Origin of the sequence: Sphingobacterium sp. SRCM116780, from assembly GCF_021442025.1 — a bacterium.
Lineage (GTDB): Bacteria > Bacteroidota > Bacteroidia > Sphingobacteriales > Sphingobacteriaceae > Sphingobacterium.
Genome location: NZ_CP090446.1, coordinates 491,801 through 514,215, shown reverse-complemented (window position 1 = coordinate 514,215; position 22,415 = coordinate 491,801). Strand labels below are relative to the sequence as shown.

Sequence of the window (22,415 nt, the reverse complement as noted above, 5' to 3'; positions counted from 1 at the left end):
GCGATTTCAATTTACATTCCAGGAGGAGCTATAAAAGTTGTTTTCAATGTCTTCACTTTTCTTTTCCCAGCATACACATCCACTTTCACATCATTTTTATACTGTCTTACATCCTCATTCTTCATGATTAAAAAGAAACTTAGGGAAGCAGTACCATCTTTCCTTAAAGAATGAATAGGATTAACAACTTGTATTTTCAGCCTCTTATCTTCTGGCACCAATACAAAAGGCATTACTTTTCCACTCTTATTCACCAATTCCAATGAATAAAGATTACTAATAGTATGATCCTCTCGCAACTGATAAGAACTTCCTTTGGCTCTTAACAAAGTAGTCCCAATTTCAGAGCGATTAAAAATCATAAATCCAAATACTGAAATCAAAACAATTAAGACGATGGAATAAGCAATAGTTCTGGTATTACTTTTTTTCTGAATAGTACCTTCTATTTCACCCATTGCATAAAAACCTATTAGTTTTTTAGGTTTTCCAATTTTATCCATTACAGCATCACAAGCGTCTACACAAGCAGTGCAACTCACACATTCCAATTGTAAACCATTTCGAATATCTATTCCCGTTGGACACACATGTACACAAAGCTGACAGTCAATACAATCCCCCTTTACCTGTACTTCATCCTTTTTCTGCTTACCTCTTGGTTCCCCTCGTCGATGGTCATAAGCCACCGTAATACTTTGATCATCCAGTAAAACACCTTGTAATCTTCCATATGGACAAATAGTCGTACAGACAATCTCTCTAACATGAGCGAAGACAGCATAAAAAACCAACGTAAAAATTGCAATAGAAAATAATCCCGACATGTGTTGGTTGATTGGGTCTGTTATGATTTTATACAGCGCATCAACTCCAATGATATAAGACAAAAAAATGTTAGAAATGAAAAACGAAATCAGTAAGAATATCCCATGCTTAGCTATCTTTTTTATTTTTTTTTGATCTGTATTTGGTCCATCATTCAATTTTTTCTGTTGTTGCCAATCACCTTCAATCCAATATTCTATTTTTCGAAAAATTAATTCCATAAAGATTGTCTGCGGACAAGTCCAACCACACCATATACGACCGAATACGACTGTAAAAAGAACAATACAAACCATCATAATCAACATTCCAAAAACGAAAATGTGAAGATCTTGCGGATAAAATACACTGCCTAAAATGGAGAATTTACGTTCAATAATATTGAACATTAAGAAAGGTTCTCCACCTAATTTAATAAAAGGTGCTAAAAAAAGAAACAGTAGTAACCCATATCCCACCCACATTCTTCTATTATACCATTGCCCTGAAGGTTTCTTAGCATAGATCCAAGTTCTTGTTGTTTTAGACTTTTGGCTCTCGGCAGGATTTGTTACTACTGTTTTCATGACGATATCTTATTGAGCTTTTGTTGAATCAGCAGGTGTGGATTTTTCTTGAATGGATTCGTATGTTACCGCTACACCTTGTGCTGGTTTTAGATTGGCAGGTTTTGTATCCCGAATGGAAATAATATAACTACTAACTTCAGCGATTTGGCCGGGAGTCAATGTTTGTTCCCAAGATACCATCCCTTTATCTGGAATACCGTATTTTACCGTTTTGAAGATATCTTTTATTTCTCCACCATGTAACCAAAATCGATCAACCAAATTGGGACCAATTCCTCCTTCAGCTGATCCACCGTGACAGGGAACACAGTTTGCTTGGAAAATAGCACGACCTGCTGCAACTTTCGCTTCATCGAATGTTACATTAGTCTCATCAATTAAATTGGCCGCCTGAGCTAAATATTCCTGACGTAAAACCTCTGCTTTTTCCATTTCTTGTACATACTCTTGATCTTGATTCATTCCCCAGCTGAAAACATGATACACCAACACATAAACAATCGCAAAAGTCATCGTTGAATAAAATAGCGCATTGAACCAAATGGGAATTGGATTATCCAATTCACGAATACCGTCATATTCGTGATCAATTACAAGATCCTTTTCTTCTGAAATAGGTCGTAATCCTAGTAATTTATTCCAAGCAGTTTTACGATTTGCCTTTTTGTTGATTCTATTTGCTTGTTCTTCTTGTAGGATATGCGGCATCGTAATCCGTAGAATAGAACGCATGGCCCTATTGACCATTATTGCTGATGCAAGTAAACTAATCATCACAACAGTAAGTACAAGAATCAAAATATTATTATATATATTGCCTGAGCCAAAGCTCCATGTTTCCGCATTGGAAATTGCTGTCGTTGTTGTATTTAAAAATAATCCCATAACTATAAACGATCTGATGATTGATTTTTATTATTGTCGTCCTCCTGAAAAGGAAGCTGTTTCATGTACGAAATATGATCTTTATTCATTCGAAACAACATAATTCCCACGATAATAAAGAATACTAGAAATATCCATAATGAAGCGATCAAATACAGCTCGCTACCATTTAAGTTTGTAATTTGTTTGAACATAATTGCTGTATTTTAATGTTGTTCATCGATTACTTTTGTTGTTTTGGGTGCAGCTTTGATGTCTGTACCCAGACGTTGTAAGTAAGCGATCAGCGCTATAATTTCACGATCGGCTAATACGTTCACTTGATTTTTCTTCAAATCCTCAACAATTCCTTTCGCTTGTTTAGCTAGATTTGCTTGCGCATTCGCAATCTCCTGATCGGTATAGGGCACACCCAATTTACGCATCGCCTCCAGCTTATTTTTCAGCAATGAATTATCCAATTTTTGATCAATCAACCATGGATACATCGGCATGATACTACCAGGAGAAGTAATTGTTGGATCTAATAAATGATCGAAATGCCATTTATTCGGATATTTTCCTCCAATACGATGTAAATCGGGACCCGTACGTTTCGACCCCCATAAGAAGGGATGATCATAAACATATTCACCAGCTTTACTATATTCCCCATATCTTGCAGTCTCCGAACGGAATGGACGTACTACTTGTGTATGACAATTCACACAACCCTCTCGGATATAGAGATCGCGGCCTTGAATTTCTAATGCTGTATAAGGTTTTACACTCGCAATGGTTGGAACGTTCGAAGAGATTGTAAACGTAGGGATCATTTCTACGATTCCTCCAATCAAAATTGCGATCAATGCCAGTACCATGAACATAATCGGCTTTCTTTCCAAGCGACGATGTTTAGATTGTTCATTCATAGTAACAGGTAGCAAGGCAGGTGCTTGAGCAGGCTCATTCGCTAATAACTTACCCTGTTTCATGGTTTTCACCAAGTTATAAGTCATCAATATTGCACCTGATAAATATAAACCTCCTCCCAAAGCACGCATCATATGCATGGGGAGAATTTCCAATGTTGTCGCTAAGAAATTGGGATATTTCAACACTCCTTCTGGTGTAAACTCTTTCCACATCAAGCCTTGCACTACAGCTGCCCAATACATCGGGATCGCATAGAAAAGAATACCTAATGTTCCAATCCAAAAATGTGCAGAAGCTAATTTTTTAGAATATAATTCTGTTTTATAAATACGCGGAATCAACCAATACAAAATAGCAAAAGTCATAAACCCGTTCCAACCAAGGGCTCCAACATGAACGTGTGCTACTATCCAATCTGTAAAGTGAGCAATAGCATTCACTTGTTTTAAGGAGAGCATAGGACCTTCGAATGTCGCCATACCATAACATGTCAAGGCCACAACCATAAATTTTAAAACTGGTTCTGTACGAACCTTATCCCACGCTCCTCGTAGTGTCAGCAAACCATTAATCATCCCTCCCCAACTTGGAGCGATCAACATCACTGAAAAAGCAACCCCTAAGGATTGAACCCAGCCTGGAAGAGCAGTATATAATAAGTGATGAGGACCTGCCCAGATGTAAATGAAAATCAATGACCAAAAGTGAAGAATACTTAGTTTATATGAGTATACAGGACGATTAGCCATTTTAGGTAAGAAATAATACATCATACCCAAAAATGGGGTTGTCAAAAAGAATGCGACCGCGTTATGACCATACCACCATTGCACCAAAGCATCCTGTACTCCAGAATATACATAATAACTTTTCCATCCTGAAATCGGTAATTGGACGGAATTTACTAGATGTAAAACAGCTACCGTAACGAAAGTGGCAATATAGAACCAAACTGCTACATACATATGGCGTTCCCTACGTTTGATAATTGTACCAAACATATTAATTCCGAAAACGACCCAAATGAAAGTAATCCCGAGATCAATAGGCCATTCCATTTCCGCATACTCATGACTGGTGGTCAATCCTAGTGGTAAAGTGATCGCAGAGGCTACAATAATCAATTGCCAACCCCAAAAATGAAGTTTACTCAGTATATCACTAAACATACGGGCTTTTAAGACGCGTTGTAAAGAATAATACACGCCCATGAAAATAGCATTACCAACAAAGGCGAAGATGATCGCATTTGTATGTACAGGTCTGATACGACCAAATGTTGAGAACTGAATCCCGAAATTCATCGCTGGCCATACCAATTGAGTGGCTATAAGCAGCCCAATGGACATACCCACTATCCCCCAAATAATGGTAGCGATACCGAAATTTCTGACAATCTTATTGTCATAATTAAACTGCTCTAACTGCATTACTTAAAATGTTGATTTATTATCAAAAGTAGAACTAGTTATATGACATTCGAATGATGCTAATAATCAAAAAAAGTAACATTCATCACTATTTCAGAGGTAGTAAGATAATTAGATGGTTAGGGGAGCAGATGGTTAGATTAGTTATTACTCATATTAACAATTACAATCAAGTGATGCAACATGATGCTCCGTTAATAATAAACATACCGACCTCATCAATAAAAGAAACAGCTTTAAATATGAATTTAAAGCTGTTTCTTTTATTACCCTATTCAGAAAAACAACGGCGATCCTAATTCTAGGAAAGAGAGTGTTTAAATAGGAAAAGAATGAGGTTATTGTGTTTCCAGGAGATTAGAAAGTAAGAAAAGTAAAAAGTATATAGCACAAAAAAGCCTTTACTTTTCAGCAAAGGCTTCTGTATAAAAAAAGGCACCGACCTACTCTCCCACCTGTTACGGCAATACCATCGGCTCTGGCGGGCTTGACTGCTCTGTTCGGAATGGGAAGAGGTAGACACCGCCGATATAGGCACCTAAAATGTTTTTTAGATATTAGATTTGAGATGGGAGATTTGAGATAGTATATGGTCGCCCATGTATTTATCTTAAGTCTCATATTTGACATCAGATCGGAGGTCAGATCATTCCTTTCGGAAAATCTAGGTCTCTCATATCTATCGTCTCATATCTAATCTATAGACAATTGAAAGAAAAAATCAAAGAGGAAGACAACAGTGTATGCGTTGCTTGAGAAAGCTTCGGGTGATTAGTATTGCTCAGCTATGGTATCTCTACCTTTACACCTGCAACCTATCAACGTAGTCATCTGCTACGGCCCTATAAGGAAGTCTCATCTCGTGGCTAGTTTCGCACTTAGATGCTTTCAGCGCTTATCTATTCCCGACGTAGCTACCCAGCCGTACACCTGGCGGCATAACTGGTTCACCAGCGGTCAGTCCATCCCGGTCCTCTCGTACTAAGGACAGATCCACTCAAACTTCCAACGCCCACAACAGATAGGGACCGAACTGTCTCGCGACGTTCTGAACCCAGCTCGCGTGCCACTTTAATGGGCGAACAGCCCAACCCTTGGGACCTTCTCCAGCCCCAGGATGTGACGAGCCGACATCGAGGTGCCAAACCTCCCCGTCGATATGAGCTCTTGGGGGAGATCAGCCTGTTATCCCCAGCGTACCTTTTATCCTTTGAGCGATGGCCCTTCCATACAGAACCACCGGATCACTATGTCCGTCTTTCGACCCTGGTCGACTTGTCGGTCTCACAGTCAAGCAAGCTTATGCCATTGCACTCCGCGTACGGTTACCAAGCGTACTGAGCTTACCTTTGAAAGCCTCCGTTACCTTTTTGGAGGCGACCACCCCAGTCAAACTACCCACCAAACAATGTCCTCCCCATCGGGGAGTTAGAAACCGGATACAGAAAGGGCGGTATTTCAAGGTTGATTCCATGACTCCTGGCGAAGCCACTTCAACATCTCCCGCCTATCCTACACATCCTGTACCCAATTCCAATGTTAAGCTATAGTGAAGGTGCATGGGGTCTTTCCGTCCCGTTGCGGGTAATCGGCGTCTTCACCGATACCACAATTTCACCGAGCTCATGGCTGAGACAGCGCCCAGATCGTTACACCATTCGTGCAGGTCGGAACTTACCCGACAAGGAATTTCGCTACCTTAGGACCGTTATAGTTACGGCCGCCGTTTACTGGGGCTTCGATTCAATGCTTCTCTTGCGATGACATCCCCTCTTAACCTTCCAGCACCGGGCAGGTGTCAGGCCTTATACCTCATCTTTCGATTTTGCAAAGCCATATGTTTTTGTTAAACAGTCGCCTGGGCCTTTTCACTGCGGCTTCTTGTACTGCTACAAGGAAGCGCCCCTTCTCCCGAAGTTACAGGGCCATTTTGCCGAGTTCCTTAGCCATGATTCACTCGAGCACCTTAGGATTCTCTCCTCGACTACCTGTGTCGGTTTACGGTACGGGTTTTTATAACCTGAAGCTTAGCGGGTTTTCTTGGAAGTCTGTTTACCTGCTCTATCAGCGCCACCGAAGCTTTGCTGTACTATTGGGTCTCAGCAGGGTCGGCGGATTTGCCTACCGTCCCTATACCTACGCCTTTTAACGGACTATTCCGTCAGTCCGCGGCAGTGTCACTACTCCGTCACCACATCGCAGTTATAAAAAGTACTGGAATATTAACCAGTTGTCCATCGGCTTTCTCCATTCGGATGCGCCTTAGGCCCCGACTAACCCTGATCCGATTAGCGTTGATCAGGAAACCTTAGTCTTTCGGTGGGCGGGTTTCTCACCCGCCTTATCGTTACTTATGCCTACATTTGCTTTTCCATACGGTCCACGGTCCATTACCAGGCCGCTTCGCCCCACATGGAATGCTCCCCTACCAGATGCAGCTTATGCTGCAAATCCATAGCTTCGGTAATACACTTGATGCCCGTTTATTATCCACGCCCGGCCGCTCGACTAGTGAGCTGTTACGCACTCTTTAAATGAATGGCTGCTTCCAAGCCAACATCCTAGCTGTCTGGGCAACCGGACCTCGTTAGTTCAACTTAGCGTATATTTAGGGACCTTAGCTGATGGTCTGGGTTCTTTCCCTCTCGGCCTTGGACCTTAGCACCCAAAGCCTCACTGCCGGCCATATCTTATAGCATTCGGAGTTCGTCTGGATTTGGTAGGATTTGACTCCCCCGCACCCAATCGGTAGCTCTACCTCTATAAGACTCCATGCCGACGCTGTTCCTAAAAACATTTCGGGGAGTACGAGCTATTTCCCAGTTTGATTAGCCTTTCACCCCTACCCTCAGGTCATCCGGAAACTTTTCAACGTTTATCGGTTCGGTCCTCCATTACATGTTACTGCAACTTCAACCTGCCCAAGGGTAGATCACAAGGTTTCGCGTCTACCTCATCTGACTATGCGCCCTATTAAGACTCGCTTTCGCTTCGGCTGCGCGGCTGAACCGCTTAACCTTGCCAGACAAGAGTAACTCGTAGGCTCATTATGCAAAAGGCACGCCGTCACTGGACCCGCCAGCTCCGACCGCTTGTAAGCACACGGTTTCAGGTTCTTTTCACTCCTCTGTTCGAGGTTCTTTTCACCTTTCCCTCACGGTACTAGTTCACTATCGGTCTCTCAGGAGTATTTAGCCTTATCAGATGGTGCTGACAGATTCCCACAGGGCGTCTCCGACCCCGCGGTACTCAGGGTACTGCTAGGCTAGCTTTCTATACGTGTACCGGGCTATCACCGTCTATAGCTGGGCTTCCCATCCCATTCCACTTCTGTCTGCTAATGCCACATCGCAGCCCTACAACCCCGGTCATGCCGTAACATCACCGGTTTGGGCTCTTTCCCGTTCGCTCGCCACTACTTGGGAAATCATTATTATTTTCTTCTCCTACGCCTACTTAGATGTTTCAGTTCAGCGCGTTCGCGTTTTATACAGCATACCTTCAGTATGCTAGGTTGCCCCATTCGGAAATCTTCGGATCAAATCACATTTGCTAATACCCGAAGCTTATCGCAGCTTATCACGTCCTTCATCGCCTCTGAGAGCCTAGGCATCCCCCGTGTGCCCTTATTTACTTTCTTCACCTCATAGCCCTTTTGCTACTATGGGTTGCTTTTGATATATAACCATGGTGCTACGCATCGATCCGTTCGGCTTTTGACCGAGGGTCTTCTCAATACATCAAGCACACCACAGTATGGTCTCTACTGTTGTCTTCTCTTGTAATTTTTTTTCTTTCAATATGTCAAAGAACTCTTCTTCTAGATGTGAGATCAGAGATGGGAGATTTGAGATCTGGTATGGTTGCCCATAAGTGTCTCTTGTCTCATATCTATCGTCTCATATCCAGAGATGTGGAGAATATCGGAGTCGAACCGATGACCCCCTGCGTGCAAGGCAGGTGCTCTAGCCAGCTGAGCTAATTCCCCTTTGTGTAGACAGCAGAGTTCAGAGCCGAGATCCGAGACTATTTACTCTGTCTCTTGTCTCTTATCTTTCATCTCTGATCTTAGATGGTAGTCCCGAGCAGATTTGAACTGCTGACCCCTACATTATCAGTGTAGTGCTCTAACCAACTGAGCTACGGGACTAGCTTATCATTCTTCATCTCTCAATGGACCATCCTAAAGGGACGGGCACATTTCTTCAAATGTTCATCTTTGTTTTCTTAATATTAACCATGTGTATACGTAACGAGCTTCAATTCCGAATGCTCTAGAAAGGAGGTATTCCAGCCGCACCTTCCGGTACGGCTACCTTGTTACGACTTAGCCCCAATTATCGGTTTTACCCTAACACGCTCCTTGCGGTTACATGCTTTAGGTACCCCCAACTTTCATGGCTTGACGGGCGGTGTGTACAAGGCCCGGGAACGTATTCACCGCGTCATTGCTGATACGCGATTACTAGCGAATCCAACTTCATGAGGTCGAGTTGCAGACCTCAATCCGAACTGTGAATGGCTTTTAGAGATTAGCATCATATTGCTATGTAGCTGCCCGCTGTACCATCCATTGTAGCACGTGTGTAGCCCCGGACGTAAGGGCCATGATGACTTGACGTCGTCCCCACCTTCCTCGCTGTTTGCACAGGCAGTCTGTTTAGAGTCCCCACCTTGACGTGCTGGCAACTAAACATAGGGGTTGCGCTCGTTGCGGGACTTAACCCAACACCTCACGGCACGAGCTGACGACAGCCATGCAGCACCTAGTTTCGTGTCCCGAAGGACTGATCCGTCTCTGGATCATTCACTAACTTTCAAGCCCGGGTAAGGTTCCTCGCGTATCATCGAATTAAACCACATGCTCCTCCGCTTGTGCGGGCCCCCGTCAATTCCTTTGAGTTTCAATCTTGCGACCGTACTCCCCAGGTGGATAACTTAACGCTTTCGCTGGGACGCTGACTGTGTATCGCCAACATCGAGTTATCATCGTTTAGGGCGTGGACTACCAGGGTATCTAATCCTGTTTGATCCCCACGCTTTCGTGCATCAGCGTCAATCACACCTTAGTGAGCTGCCTTCGCAATCGGAGTTCTAAGACATATCTATGCATTTCACCGCTACTTGTCTTATTCCGCCCACTTCAAGTGTATTCAAGTCCTACAGTATCAAAGGCACTGCGACAGTTGAGCTGCCGTATTTCACCACTGACTTATAAGACCGCCTACGCACCCTTTAAACCCAATAAATCCGGATAACGCTTGGATCCTCCGTATTACCGCGGCTGCTGGCACGGAGTTAGCCGATCCTTATTCTTCCAGTACATTCAAGCCCCTACACGTAGAGGTGTTTATTCCTGGACAAAAGCAGTTTACAACCCATAGGGCAGTCATCCTGCACGCGGCATGGCTGGTTCAGAGTTCCCTCCATTGACCAATATTCCTTACTGCTGCCTCCCGTAGGAGTCTGGTCCGTGTCTCAGTACCAGTGTGGGGGATTCTCCTCTCAGAGCCCCTAGACATCGTAGCCTTGGTGGGCCGTTACCCCGCCAACTAGCTAATGTCACGCGAGCCCATCCATATCCTATAAATATTTGATCATTCAACGATGCCGTTAAATGATGTTATGCGGTATTAATCTCTCTTTCGAGAGGCTATCCCCCTGATATGGGCAGGTTGCTCACGCGTTACGCACCCGTGCGCCACTCTCATGGAACCAAAGCAAGCTTTGATCCCAATCCCGTCCGACTTGCATGTATTAGGCCTGCCGCTAGCGTTCATCCTGAGCCAGGATCAAACTCTCCATTGTAAAATGAAGGGTAAGATCAAGACTATTTATAATAAATAGAATTGTCTTGTATTTTTATTTCTAATTCTAAAATTGACAGGTTGATTTTTTTAACTTTCGCTGTTTCTCAACACTACTCGTTACGTTACATGATTATATTTTTAAAGAACTTGCTTCGCATCCGCTTCACGCTTCTGCTTTTATATCTTCGGCATTGCGCCCCGATCTTTTCTTGTTTTATTCCCTTCGTTTCCGTTGGGACTGCAAAGGTAGAAATCTTTTCCGAAATTCCAAAATAAATATAAATTTATTTTTTATCGCTTCTCCTCAGATTTCTGCGTTCAAATCACTTTAAACCCTCCTTTTTTCAATGCCATTCCTCTCGGAACAACCCCTCCTCCCTTGCGGAGTGGTGCAAAGATAGCAACTTCTTAGGCGCAATTCCAAGAACCGTGTAGAAATAAACCGACACCCCACCCTAACTACCTAACATAGTGGGGGATAATTTTAACACGGCGGCTATTCGGGGTATAGAAAGCATAACAATAACTGCTCTGCTTTCCATTGCGGTCATTGACGGGGGTCAACTGGGGATCAAACGGGGACCAACTCCTGCCCGTGAGCACAGTAAGAGCACGGTGCGTGCACCGTGAGTCCACCTTTTACTGTACTCACACGGTGCTTACACCCTACACGCAAGGTACCCACAGTCCAGAGTTGGTCCCTAGTTCGTTTTAATTTGCCCCCTGGGATACCTATATCCGTTTATATGATCGGCCTTAAGACTTCCTCTTCCTTAAATAAAGATGAAATCACCCGAAAAGATGGAAACTGGATAGTAAAAGTCCTTATATACTATAGCTACTATTTCTATAAAGATAAGTTGAACAGCATCAATAGTAGAATTAATAGCTATGCTTTTAAAATAGCAATACATAATTTGAATATATCCCACATTCACAGGATAAAAAATAGCAGGATATACTTTTAAATACTTGATCATTCAATTAAAAGAATGATAATTTTTATTTCTTTCATGAAATAACATTATATTTTTATAGATTTGTCTTTATTTAGATTTAGTATAAATAATAACATACAGTAAGATATTCTATTCAAAACATGAAAAAAATCTTTTTAGCAGCTTTATTACTATCAGCCTTATATGGAAAGGCACAAAGTAACAATACTTTAATGCGTGCTGATTTCTGGAAAAGCAATCCGAACCTAGCAACCGTGAAAGTTGAAATTTCAAAAGGCAATAGTCCATCAAAAGCAAATGCAGCATCTTTTGATCCTGTAACGATGGCTATTATGAATAAAGCTCCAAACGATGTGATTGAGTTTTTAATTGAACAGGAAGGTAATAGTGTCACTAAAAAAACACACCATAGCCGCAGTTATCTTCATTGGGCTGCCTCAGCAGGCAATCTGGAGCTGGTTAATTATTTAATAGCGAAAGGGTCTGACGTCAACTATCAAGATAGCCATGGTGATCCTATTGCTGCATATGCTGCTGCAACAGGAAACAAAAATACAGCTGTTTTTGATGCTCTTTTCCAAGCTGGTGTAAATCCTAAACAAAAATATGAAGATGGTGCGACTTTACTATTATTAGCAATAGCAGCCGATAACGATCTTACTGTCACAGATTATTTTATTTCCAAAGGATTATCCCTAAAAGATCAGGATGAGTTTGGCCGAACTGCAATTGATTATGCTGCCAAATTGGGAAATATTGATTTAATAGAAAAACTTTTAAAAAAAGGGGTGCAACCTACAAATCATGCCCTTTTCTTTGCTACACAAGGATCAAGACAAGCAACGAACGGTATTGACACTTATAAATACTTAGTAGAAACACTTAAATTAGATCCAAAAGCATTCAATAAAGACGGTGCAACGATTCTTCATCTTTTGGTTCGTCGACCAAATATGGAAATAATCAATTATTTTTTAGCTAAAAATGTAGACGTTAGTAAGGCTGACAATGAAGGAAACACAGCACTTATGGTCGCTTCAGGTGGTAGAGATGCGAAGCTTGTCGAACTACTCTTATCAAAAGTAAACAATGTGAATGCAACAAATGAAAAAGGAGAATCTGCATTGACAAAAGCGATTGCAAATGGTTCCCCAGAAATTGCTTCCCTACTCTTGAAGAATGGAGCAGATATAAAAATTATAAATAAGGAGGGTAATAATCTTGCCTTTTATTGGTTAAACTCCTACACAGAATCTACTCCACAAGGTCAGGAAGGACAGCAACGTGGTCCTCAAGGAGCAAATTCACAAGGAAATAGTTTTGAAGAGAAATTAACCCTATTAAAAAACAATGGTCTAGATGTAACCGCTCTTCAGAACAATAAAAGCTCTCTGTTACACCTAGCTGTTGCAAAAGAAAATTTAAATCTAATCAAAAAAGTTGCTGCATTAGGTGCAAATATCAATGCACAAGATAGCGAAGGAATGAGTCCTCTTCATAAGGCTGCTTTGATCGCTAAAGATGATAGTATACTAAAAGAATTGGTTTCACTGGGTGCTAAAAAAGATCTAAAAACATCATTTGATGAAACTGCCTATGATCTAGCGAAAGAAAATGAATTTCTTACAAAAAACAATATATCCGTAGATTTCTTAAAATAATAACATGAAAATCGCTTTAAAATTTATATTACTAACGTTTCTAATTAGCTGTTCCATTTCCAATTTATTTGCACAGTCAAGTAAATATAAATGTATGATTCAAATGAATAGCTATGAAGGCGAAGGTGCTTATGTCATTATATCTTTAATCAATCCAAAAGGTGCTTATGAAAAAACCCTTTCCGTTTTAGGCCCAGATAAGCAATGGTATAACACCTTGAAAGAATGGCATAAATTTCAAACGAAATCTAAAGATAAATTAAGTGCCATCACGGGTGCTTCAGTTGGTGGGGGTGATCGTGCAATGAGAACAATCGAAATCGATGACACGAAATTAAACAAAGGTTATAAATTACGTTTTGAATCAGCTGTTGAAGAGCAAAAATACCATGTTAGTGATGTGGAAATACCATTAACAACAGAGGCTCTTGCTGAACGTGCTACTGGAAAAGGATACATTAAGTTTATAAAATTAAGTAAATTTCAATAAGAAGAATGACCTTATCCATATGGAGGTATGCACATTTAGCGCTCGCCATAGTATCATCCTTGTTTTTACTCATTCTCTCCTTTACGGGAGTTATATTGGCGATAGATGCCATTAATGAAAAAGCATCAGCATACCAAGTAGAAAATTTTAATACCATCAATCTTGCGCAATCCATTCCGGCATTGCGCAAGGTTTATCCTGAAATCATTGAAATAGCCGTCGACCACAATCATTTTGTTAGTATCGATGCTTTAGATGAAGAGGGAAATAGTGTCAAAGCTTATATTGATCCGACAACAGGTGCGATTTTGGGAAAGATCACACCTAAAAGTCAATTGATACAGTGGACGACTTCTTTACACCGCTCCTTATTTATACATGAAACAGGTCGTATCATCGTTGGTATTGTCTCTTTCTTACTTCTGCTGATTACTATTAGTGGAATCGCGCTCATTCTAAAACGCCAACAAGGTATAAGGAATTTCTTTATTAAAATAAATCGTGATTTTTTCGCTCAATATTTTCATGTTGTCAGTGGTCGACTCTTCTTAATTCCTATTTTAATCATTGCGCTGACGGGAACATACTTGTTTATGGCACGCATGGAACTGATAAAAAAAACGAATGAGGAAATTAATCTCCCTATTGTTCATCAGGATATTGAAAGTAAAAAATTAGCAGAGTTTACTATATTTCAACAAAGTAAACTCGCAGATATAGAAAAAATAGAATTTCCTTTTATGGAGGATGATCCGGAAGAATGCTATACTATAAAATTTAAAGATCGGGTTGTCACCATCAATCAACTTGATGGAACGATTGTTAAAGAGACCAAATATCCTTATACAGCTGCATTAGAAAAACTGAGTCTTGATATTCATACAGGGAGAACAAATATCATATGGGCTATTATATTAGGTCTTGCTTCTTTAAACATTCTCTTTTTTATTTATACAGGTTTTGTTATTACCTGTAAACGAACCAAAACAAAGATCAAAAATAAGTTCAAAGCAGAAGATGCGGAGATTGTCTTATTGGTTGGATCAGAAAATGGCAGCACGTTATTTTTTGCAAATCAAATACATAAACAATTACTAGCAGATGGCAAACGTTCCTTCCTGTCTGCCATGAATCACTACCAGAGCTATCCAAATGCACAACATCTTTTAGTTTTTACTTCGACTTATGGTCTAGGTACAGCTCCTCATAATGCTTCAAATTTTGAAAATCTGCTTCAAAAATTCCCGCAAGAACAAAATCTCTCCTATGCTGTTATTGGATTTGGTTCTCAATCGTATCCTGATTATTGTGCCTATGCTACACATATAGACAAAATTCTTGAAAAACAAAGCTGGACTTCTCGTTTCTTAGATTTACATAATGTTAATGATAAATCAGTTCCTGATTTTACTGCATGGATCCATCATTGGAGTGAAAAGGCACAAATTGCATTAGCTACTGCTCCTGCCCTATATCAAACCAAAGTTGTCGGATTGAAAAAACTACAAGTGGTCAAAAAAACACAGACTTGTGCCGATAATTCAACTTTCACCGTGTTGTTGAAGTCAAAATCGTCAATCAAATTTCAATCTGGAGATCTTTTAGCCATCTACCCTGCTAACGACAATAGAGAGCGTTTCTATTCCATAGGACGCAGCGATGGCATGATTCGATTGGAAGTAAAGTTGCATGCAAATGGATTGGGTTCAAACTATCTATATCAATTAGAACAAAATGATACCATCCAAGCACGTGTAATGAGCAATCCCGATTTTCATTTCCCAAAACAAGCTTCTGCAGTAGCCATGATTGCAAATGGTACAGGTATAGCACCTTTTTTAGGAATGATCAAGGATAATCACAAGCATACATCGATTCATTTATATGCTGGTTTCAGACATAACAATGTGCTGACTCAACACTATCAGCAATTTACACAAGTAGAAATAGCGCGTAAACACTTAACGAAATTCAATATTGCTTTTTCAAGAGAGCAACAATCGCACTATGTGATGGATTTAATCAAACAGGATGAAGCATTCTTTTTCGAACTTTTAGAAAATAATGGTGTCATCATGATCTGTGGGTCTCTTCATATGCAAAGAGATGTCGAAAAAGTGCTAGAAGAGATTTTACAGGTTCGTAATCATAAAACGCTCCATTATTACAAAGAAAAGAAGCAAATCTTAACGGATTGTTATTAATGAAAAGCAATACAAGTTATATCAAGAAGATTTTCTATTTGATGCTTATTTTTTTGAGTGCGAATAGCGATTACAGCTGTGCACAAGTTTTATTAAAAAAACAAGTAACATTAATGGGTTCTGTATTTGAAATTACGATTGTAGATCAAGATACATTACATGCACAAAATAATATTGATTTAGTTATTGCAGAAGTAACACGAATAGAAAACTTGATTTCAGAATGGAGACCGGAAACTCAAATTTCAGAAGTCAATCGCTATGCAGGTATCAAACCTGTAAAAGTAGACCGGGAGGTTTTTGATCTCACGAAAAGGGCAATAGACTACTCCAATCTATCAAATGGTGCATTTGATATCAGTATCGTTGGATTAGATAACATATGGAAATTCGATGGTAGTATGACCGAGGTACCTTCAGCAGATGCGATTCGGAAATCGGTAGAAAACGTAGGTTATCAATATATTGTGTTGGATAGTTTAAATTGCAGCATTTATTTAACTCGTCCAGGCATGAAAATAGGATTCGGCTCAATTGGAAAAGGATATGCTGCCGACAGAGGAAGGGCATTGATGCAAGCAAAAGCGGTGGAGGCTGGAATCGTCAACGCCTCAGGTGATCTATCTACTTGGGGCCATCAACTCGACAACAAGCCTTGGCTTATTGGAATCAAAAATCCTTTTAAATCTTACAAAACCATTAAGATATTAAGGATGAATGAAAGTGCGGTTGCGACTTCAGGAAGTTATGAAAAGTATGCTGAGATCGATAACCAACGTTATACCCATATCATCAATCCCAAAACAGGGTATCCCTCAACGGGATTAACCAGTGTTACGATATACGGACCATCCACAGAATTTGCAAATGCCTTAAGTACTTCCATTATGGTACTTGGACAAAAGGAAGGGATTAAACTGGCAAAAAAATATCCTACCTATCAGTATCTACTGATTACTGATACAGGTAAGATTTTCAAAAGTCGATAGCATAAACCCAATGGCTAAAGCTTAGTTGTTGCATTCGGTTTTGATTCCCCCTCTTCTACTTCATCGTCAAACAAAATACGAACCGATGGTGTATAGGTATCGTCATTTTGTCCTGATTGATTAGCCCAGAAGAATGCTCCTAAAAAGATAACCGCAACAAACACGCTGCAACCAATTAACATAAAAATGATACTCATAATACGAATTTTAACTTTCTAAAATTATTTACAGTCCGTTACGTTTAGCAAACCAATGTGTCATTAAACTGGTAAAAGATATAATGGTTACTGTGCTTATTGGCATCAATATAGCAGCAAATAAGGGAGACATTGTCCCTTGTACAGCAAAACTCAATCCAATGATATTATAGAAAAGCGAAATACAAAAACTCAGGTGTATCACGCGGACGGCATCTTTACTAAAAGCGAAAAATTGAGGTAATTTATCAAATGATGCACCATCCAAAATAGCATCACAACCTGGTGAAAAATTGTTAATGTCATCACTCACAGCTATACCTAAGTGAGCAACTTTTAAAGCTCCCGCATCATTCAGACCATCACCAAGCATACAGACCTGTTTTCCTTTTTCTTGAAAAGAATGGATACTATGTAATTTATCCAAAGGAGATTGATTAAAAAGCAGCTGTGCTGTTGAAGGGAAAATAACTTTCAACGTATCCTTTCTTCGATCATTATCACCAGAAATAAGATGTAAATCATATTGTCGTAAACCGTTAATGACAGCGGAAAGTTTTGGTCGCCAAGATTGTTCCAACGAAAAATAGCCTTTTATTTCTTCATTGATGGACACGAATACAATAGACTCTTCTTCTATTATTTTAGGAGCTCCTACTAAGGCTGCGTTACCAATCTTGATAGTAAACTTGCCAATCTTAGTGACAGATCCTCTCCCTATATTTTCTGTGTAAGCATCAACTTGAACGGGTTGCACTTCTCCCATCAACTTGACGATTTCTCGACTTAATGGGTGGCTTGAATTGCGACAAGCAGAATAGATGTATACTTTCTCTTCCAAAGTCAAGGAACCTTCGAAATGGACACCATTCATCTTTGGTGAAGAAATTGTCCCAGTTTTATCAAAAACCAGAATATCAATTGCTGCCATTTGCTCAATAGCAGCTGTATTTTTAACATAAAACTTATTCCGATCAAATACACTTAATGCGGCGGAAAGCGTAAAAGGAGAACTTAATGCCAAAGCACAAGGGCAAGCAATAATTAAAACGGCTGTACATGCTCCCCACGCTTTGCTGACATCTTGCCCTAGAAGCCAAAATAAAGACGCCGAAACCGCAATGAACAGTAAAGCTAGCGTAAAGTATTTACTGATATAACTAATAAATGTTTGAAATTGCTTATCATATTGTTTATCGTTATCATTATTCCAAAGTTTTGTCAAATAAGATTGCGAGACGGGTTTGATAACCTCCAACTCAATGGCTTCTGCCATTTGGCGACCACCAGCATAGATCACTTCTCCCAGCGTTTTAGAAACAGGTTTTGATTCTCCTGTCACAAAACTAAAATCAACACATGCCTCCCCTTTTAATAGCAACGCATCTGCTGGAATTATTTCATTGTTACGTACCAATATACGATCACCAACTTTCAAATCTGCTAATGGAATCGGTTTTTCTTTTTTCTCTTTTATCGTGGTAACAGCTACTGGAAAATAGCTTCTGTAATCTCGTTCAAATGAAAGATGATAATAGGTTCTTTCTTGTACCCACTTCCCTATTAAAATAAAAAAGACGAGACTACAAAGGGTATCTGCAAAACCAGTTCCAGTCTGAGTAATGACCTCATAAGCAGTACGTAGAAATAAAACAAAAATCCCTAATGCTAAAGGTACATCGAGATTTAATCTTTTCTGTCGCATACTTAGCCATGCCGATTTAAAATAATCAGCAGCACTATAGCACAAAACGGGTAAGGCAAATAGTAAATTGGTATAACCGAAAAATATGGAATACGACTTTTCAAAATCTGCCAAGCCAAAGTATTCAGGAAAACTCAACATCATCGAGTTGCCAAAACAAAATCCGGCAACTGCTATTTTTGCTATTAATGGATTTGCATTTACTTTTTTAGTTTCTTGAACAACATCTTGTAAGGTAATCTTCGGTTCATAACCAATATGAACCAATAATTCAACAAGATCTCGAAGGGATAAATCTATATGTTTAAAGGTGATACTCGCTTGTTTTTTCATAAAATCTACTTGCGAGGAAATCACATTTGAATTTAGTTTATATAAATTTTCTAATAACCAGATACAGGAGCTACAGTGTATAACGGGAATATAAAAAGTGATAATGGTTAGCTGCTCATCCTTGAAATCAATTAACTTATCCGTAATAATAGCCTCATCTAAATACGAGTAATCGCCCTCTTTCTCCTTTTTAGATTGACCTGGATGTGCGTTATAACGATAATAACGTTGCATGTTGTTTTCATGCAGTATTTGATAAACAGTCTGACAACCTAAACAACAAAAATTATGGTCATCAACGTGATATCCTGTTAGTGTGATTTCATCGCCACAATGAAAACAATACTGATCTGTTTGGATTTCTTTTACATCAACCATTTCTTACAAACTAAATCGCTTGACTAAATAATTGTTCTTTTTCTTTATGCCGTTGCAATTTCAAATCAAATGCCATACACACATTTCGTAAAAAAGGCTTCCCTAAAGAAGTTAACATAATGTAATCTTCATCTATGATGACTAAATCATCTGCAATCATTTCTTGTAGTCTGCTGACAATATCTTCATTCGCTGCAAATCCTTTTACTATCCGGGTTTCTCCTTTGCACATGATATCTAGAATATAACGTCTAATGGTTAAATCTTCTTCATTTAAGAGATGACCTTTAACAACTGGAAGCTGATCTTGTTCGATTATTTTTTGATATTCTTCCACTGTTTTCACATTTTGTGCAAAGCCATTCCATGCATCACTGATAGCAGACACCCCTAAACCAATAAGCAATGGACGATAGCGATCGGCGTATCCCATAAAATTTCGATGTAATCTTCCTTCTTTACAGGCAATAAATAGCTCATCATTAGGTTTTGCAAAATGATCCATCCCTACGTCTTCATATCCAGCTTGTTGAATTAATTGCTTTCCTAAAGTATAAAGAGCCAATTTATCGGCTCCGTAGGGCAAATCTTTTTCTGTATAGTGACGTTGTCCTGGTTTTATCCAAGGCACATGAGCATAGCTGTAAAAAGAAATTCGATCGGGACTCAGTAATAAAGATTTTTCTATGGTGTCCCGTACGGTATTCAATTTTTGTTTAGGCAAGCCATATATCAAATCAAAATTGATAGAGGTATATCCGATTTCTCGCGCTTCCTTCATGACACGCTGCACATCCTCAACATCTTGTTTTCGATTAATCACAAACTGGACTAATGGGTCAAAATCTTGAATACCCAAACTTAACCGACGAAAACCTAAACCATATAAAACCTTCAAGTGCGCATGGGTCGTATTGCCGGGATGTGCTTCAAAAGAAAAAGAGGCATCCGTTGCTACATGTGCATGAGCCAGAATGCCTGTTATTAATTTTTCTAAATGTTGGGAAGAAAAAAAAGTAGGGGTTCCTCCACCTAAGTGAATTTCAGAAATTAAAGGTGCACCATCCTTTAACAAGTGAATATACATCCCCCACTCTTTTAATAAACTATCGATATAGGGTATTTCGACGGTATGATTCTTAGTAATTCGTGTATTACATCCACAATAAGTGCACAAACTTTCACAAAATGGCAGATGGATATACAGACTGATACCTGATTGCTTGGATGCTTGATACGTCAGAAACACGCGATTAGACCAACTTTCTTTTGAAAACTGATTATTATCCCAAAATGGAACGGTAGGATAACTTGTATAACGGGGTGCTGCCACGTTATATTTCTCTACCAAATCATTCAACACTATTGTTGTATTCAAGTTCATCTCTTTTCATTTAAATTTTACGACACATTCTTTCAGGCAACGACAAGCAGTCCCTACACATCTGCCACTTCCCCACAGATTCAGATTACGGATTGTTTGTTCAGCAATTCCCTTTGGACTTTGGTCTTCATAAGGGGTATTGGCAACTTGCATATCTAAATTCCCTGCTTCGACTAAATCAATATGTGCTGTTCCCAAAGTACGGGTCAAAATTCGACCTACTCCCATATTTTTCAATGTTCTCAACATAGGCGCTTGTAAAGTATCACTACCTGAAATAATAACAACGTCTTTCCCCAAAGCATAAGCTTTTGTTTCTTCATTAAGTTCATTGGAAATTAATGTCAAATCATGAATTTTACCATTAGCGATTGCCAACAATTTCTTTTCATAAGTTTGAATACTATAAACAACTACTTTCATACTATTCTTTTAAATATCCTATATCTGAACCTTGTACAAAAATAAATAGTCTGTAAAGCTTTGAGCATGAAGTTGATCAACTTAATAAATGATTTACATCACATATTAAGCATTCAATGAGCATAAAAAAGGCCGTATCCAAAATTTGGATAAGGCCTTTTTTATGCTCATGCAGTAAATAAAACTTATTGTTTAATGTTTTTAAGATTTTTTATGGAGAAAATACGAATAGCACTTCGCTCTTTTGTAATCAGCTTTTCTTCTTTAAAATCAGCCAATACACGTGAAATAGTCTCATTTGCCGTACCTGCAATAGCTGCTAAACCATCTCGGGATATACGAATGACACATTCATCCTCGACACGAGCATCTACTGTTTTTTCTGCAATGCTAATCAATGCATTTCCGACTCTTTTGCGAACAGAATCATAGGCAAAGCCAAGTAATTGCTCTTCTTTTTCTCTAATATTGCCCGATAATAATTTAATAAACTTATCTGCGATTAGCGGTTTACGATATAGTAATTCAAAGAAATCTTCTTTACTGATAAGCGCAATTTCAGCATGTTCCAAGGCTTCAGCATTATCGGAATAATTTTCATGGAGTAACATGGCTTGATAACCAAAATAATTACCTTCCACGTGAATATCTGTCGAGAGTTCGCGTCCATCTAAATAATAGAGAAAATTACGCACCTTTCCGCTCAACAAAAAGTAAATAAATACAGGTGAATCGCCAACTTCATAAATAACCTGTTTTTTTCTAAAAACTTTTACGCGAGATTTTTTAACAAGCTCTTTCAACAAGAAATCTTGTTCCTCGGCGCTTAGATACAATGAATTTTTGACAGAAATAGCATCCCCTATTTGTTCGCGTTTTTTTAAACGAACCTCAATCGCATTCAGCAATTCTAGATCATCAAAGGGTTTTGTCAAATAATCATCGGCACCCATCTCCATTGCTTTTCGCATATCCGATCGTTCAGATTTTGCTGTCAAAAAGATAAACGGAATATGCGCGGTCATTTCATTCTTACTCAACATATATAAAACGCCATAACCATCCAATTCCGGCATCATAATATCACACAGAATCAAATCAGGAATATGGGTAATCGCCAAATCAACACCAGAGCGACCTTCTTTAGCAGCTAGTACATGATAACGACCTGTTAACTCTAAAATCTCTGTTGTTCCTTCCCGTATATCTGTGTTATCTTCTATAATTAATATTGTCTTCTTTTCCACTTCGCATT

Annotated in this window: 13 protein-coding genes, 2 tRNA genes and 3 rRNA genes; 4 read left to right on the top strand and 14 right to left on the bottom strand. The window is 39.4% G+C overall.

Going from position 1 to position 22,415, the window contains the following annotated elements:
* Positions 1-11 precede the first annotated feature (11 nt).
* The 9 genes from ccoG to LZQ00_RS02030 all read right to left on the bottom strand — a co-directional run bounded on the left by ccoG (position 12) and on the right by LZQ00_RS02030 (position 10,435).
* Entirely contained in the window at positions 12-1,394 is a 1,383-nt protein-coding gene (gene ccoG, locus LZQ00_RS02070; RefSeq protein ID WP_234511499.1) for a cytochrome c oxidase accessory protein CcoG, read from the bottom strand.
* Between the two features lie 9 nt (positions 1,395-1,403).
* A complete protein-coding gene (locus tag LZQ00_RS02065) occupies positions 1,404-2,282 on the bottom strand; it encodes a cbb3-type cytochrome c oxidase N-terminal domain-containing protein (RefSeq protein WP_234511498.1) in 879 nt (292 codons plus the stop codon).
* A gap of 2 nt (positions 2,283-2,284) precedes the next feature.
* Complete coding sequence (locus tag LZQ00_RS02060) at positions 2,285-2,476, bottom strand: hypothetical protein (RefSeq protein WP_234511496.1); 192 nt, start codon at positions 2,474-2,476, stop codon at positions 2,285-2,287.
* Between the two features lie 12 nt (positions 2,477-2,488).
* Positions 2,489-4,627: a cytochrome-c oxidase, cbb3-type subunit I gene (gene ccoN, locus LZQ00_RS02055; RefSeq protein ID WP_234511494.1), complete on the bottom strand. Its 2,139-nt coding sequence runs from the start codon at positions 4,625-4,627 to the stop codon at positions 2,489-2,491.
* A gap of 430 nt (positions 4,628-5,057) precedes the next feature.
* Positions 5,058-5,169, bottom strand: a 5S ribosomal RNA gene (gene rrf, locus LZQ00_RS02050).
* Between the two features lie 210 nt (positions 5,170-5,379).
* A 23S ribosomal RNA gene (locus LZQ00_RS02045) occupies positions 5,380-8,267 on the bottom strand.
* 274 nt (positions 8,268-8,541) lie between these two features.
* Positions 8,542-8,615, bottom strand: a tRNA-Ala gene (locus LZQ00_RS02040).
* 85 nt (positions 8,616-8,700) lie between these two features.
* A tRNA-Ile gene (locus tag LZQ00_RS02035) sits at positions 8,701-8,777 on the bottom strand.
* Positions 8,778-8,905: 128 nt separating this feature from the next.
* Positions 8,906-10,435: ribosomal RNA gene (locus LZQ00_RS02030) — 16S ribosomal RNA — on the bottom strand.
* Together the 16S, 23S and 5S rRNA genes with 2 tRNA genes alongside form the textbook arrangement of a ribosomal RNA operon.
* A gap of 1,101 nt (positions 10,436-11,536) precedes the next feature.
* Here LZQ00_RS02030 and LZQ00_RS02025 point away from each other — a divergent pair.
* The 4 genes from LZQ00_RS02025 to LZQ00_RS02010 are packed head-to-tail and all read left to right on the top strand — an operon-like array spanning position 11,537 to position 16,740.
* Positions 11,537-13,057 carry an ankyrin repeat domain-containing protein gene (locus LZQ00_RS02025; protein ID WP_234511493.1) on the top strand — a complete coding sequence of 507 codons (1,521 nt, stop codon included), beginning with the start codon at positions 11,537-11,539 and terminating at the stop codon, positions 13,055-13,057.
* A 4-nt stretch (positions 13,058-13,061) separates the two neighbouring features.
* Positions 13,062-13,547, top strand: coding sequence for a DUF2271 domain-containing protein (locus tag LZQ00_RS02020; protein ID WP_234511491.1), 486 nt, complete (start codon positions 13,062-13,064; stop codon positions 13,545-13,547).
* A 5-nt stretch (positions 13,548-13,552) separates the two neighbouring features.
* On the top strand, positions 13,553-15,751 hold the full coding sequence (locus tag LZQ00_RS02015) for a PepSY domain-containing protein (protein WP_234511490.1): 2,199 nt from the start codon (positions 13,553-13,555) through the stop codon (positions 15,749-15,751).
* Complete coding sequence (locus LZQ00_RS02010; protein WP_234511489.1) at positions 15,751-16,740, top strand: FAD:protein FMN transferase; 990 nt, start codon at positions 15,751-15,753, stop codon at positions 16,738-16,740. Before LZQ00_RS02015 ends, LZQ00_RS02010 begins: the two co-directional genes overlap by 1 nt.
* Positions 16,741-16,754: 14 nt before the next feature.
* Here LZQ00_RS02010 and ccoS read toward each other — a convergent pair whose 3' ends face one another.
* From ccoS to LZQ00_RS01985, 5 genes are all read right to left on the bottom strand, one after another.
* On the bottom strand, positions 16,755-16,937 hold the full coding sequence (ccoS, locus tag LZQ00_RS02005; protein ID WP_234511487.1) for a cbb3-type cytochrome oxidase assembly protein CcoS: 183 nt from the start codon (positions 16,935-16,937) through the stop codon (positions 16,755-16,757).
* Between the two features lie 28 nt (positions 16,938-16,965).
* The gene (locus tag LZQ00_RS02000; RefSeq protein WP_234511485.1) at positions 16,966-19,353 is read right to left on the bottom strand and encodes a heavy metal translocating P-type ATPase; all 2,388 of its coding nucleotides are present in this window, start codon (positions 19,351-19,353) and stop codon (positions 16,966-16,968) included.
* 10 nt (positions 19,354-19,363) lie between these two features.
* Positions 19,364-20,737, bottom strand: coding sequence for an oxygen-independent coproporphyrinogen III oxidase (gene hemN, locus LZQ00_RS01995; RefSeq protein WP_234511483.1), 1,374 nt, complete (start codon positions 20,735-20,737; stop codon positions 19,364-19,366).
* Between the two features lie 6 nt (positions 20,738-20,743).
* Entirely contained in the window at positions 20,744-21,160 is a 417-nt protein-coding gene (locus tag LZQ00_RS01990; protein ID WP_234511481.1) for a lactate dehydrogenase, read from the bottom strand.
* A gap of 185 nt (positions 21,161-21,345) precedes the next feature.
* A complete protein-coding gene (locus LZQ00_RS01985) occupies positions 21,346-22,407 on the bottom strand; it encodes a response regulator (RefSeq protein ID WP_234511479.1) in 1,062 nt (353 codons plus the stop codon).
* Positions 22,408-22,415 lie beyond the last annotated feature (8 nt).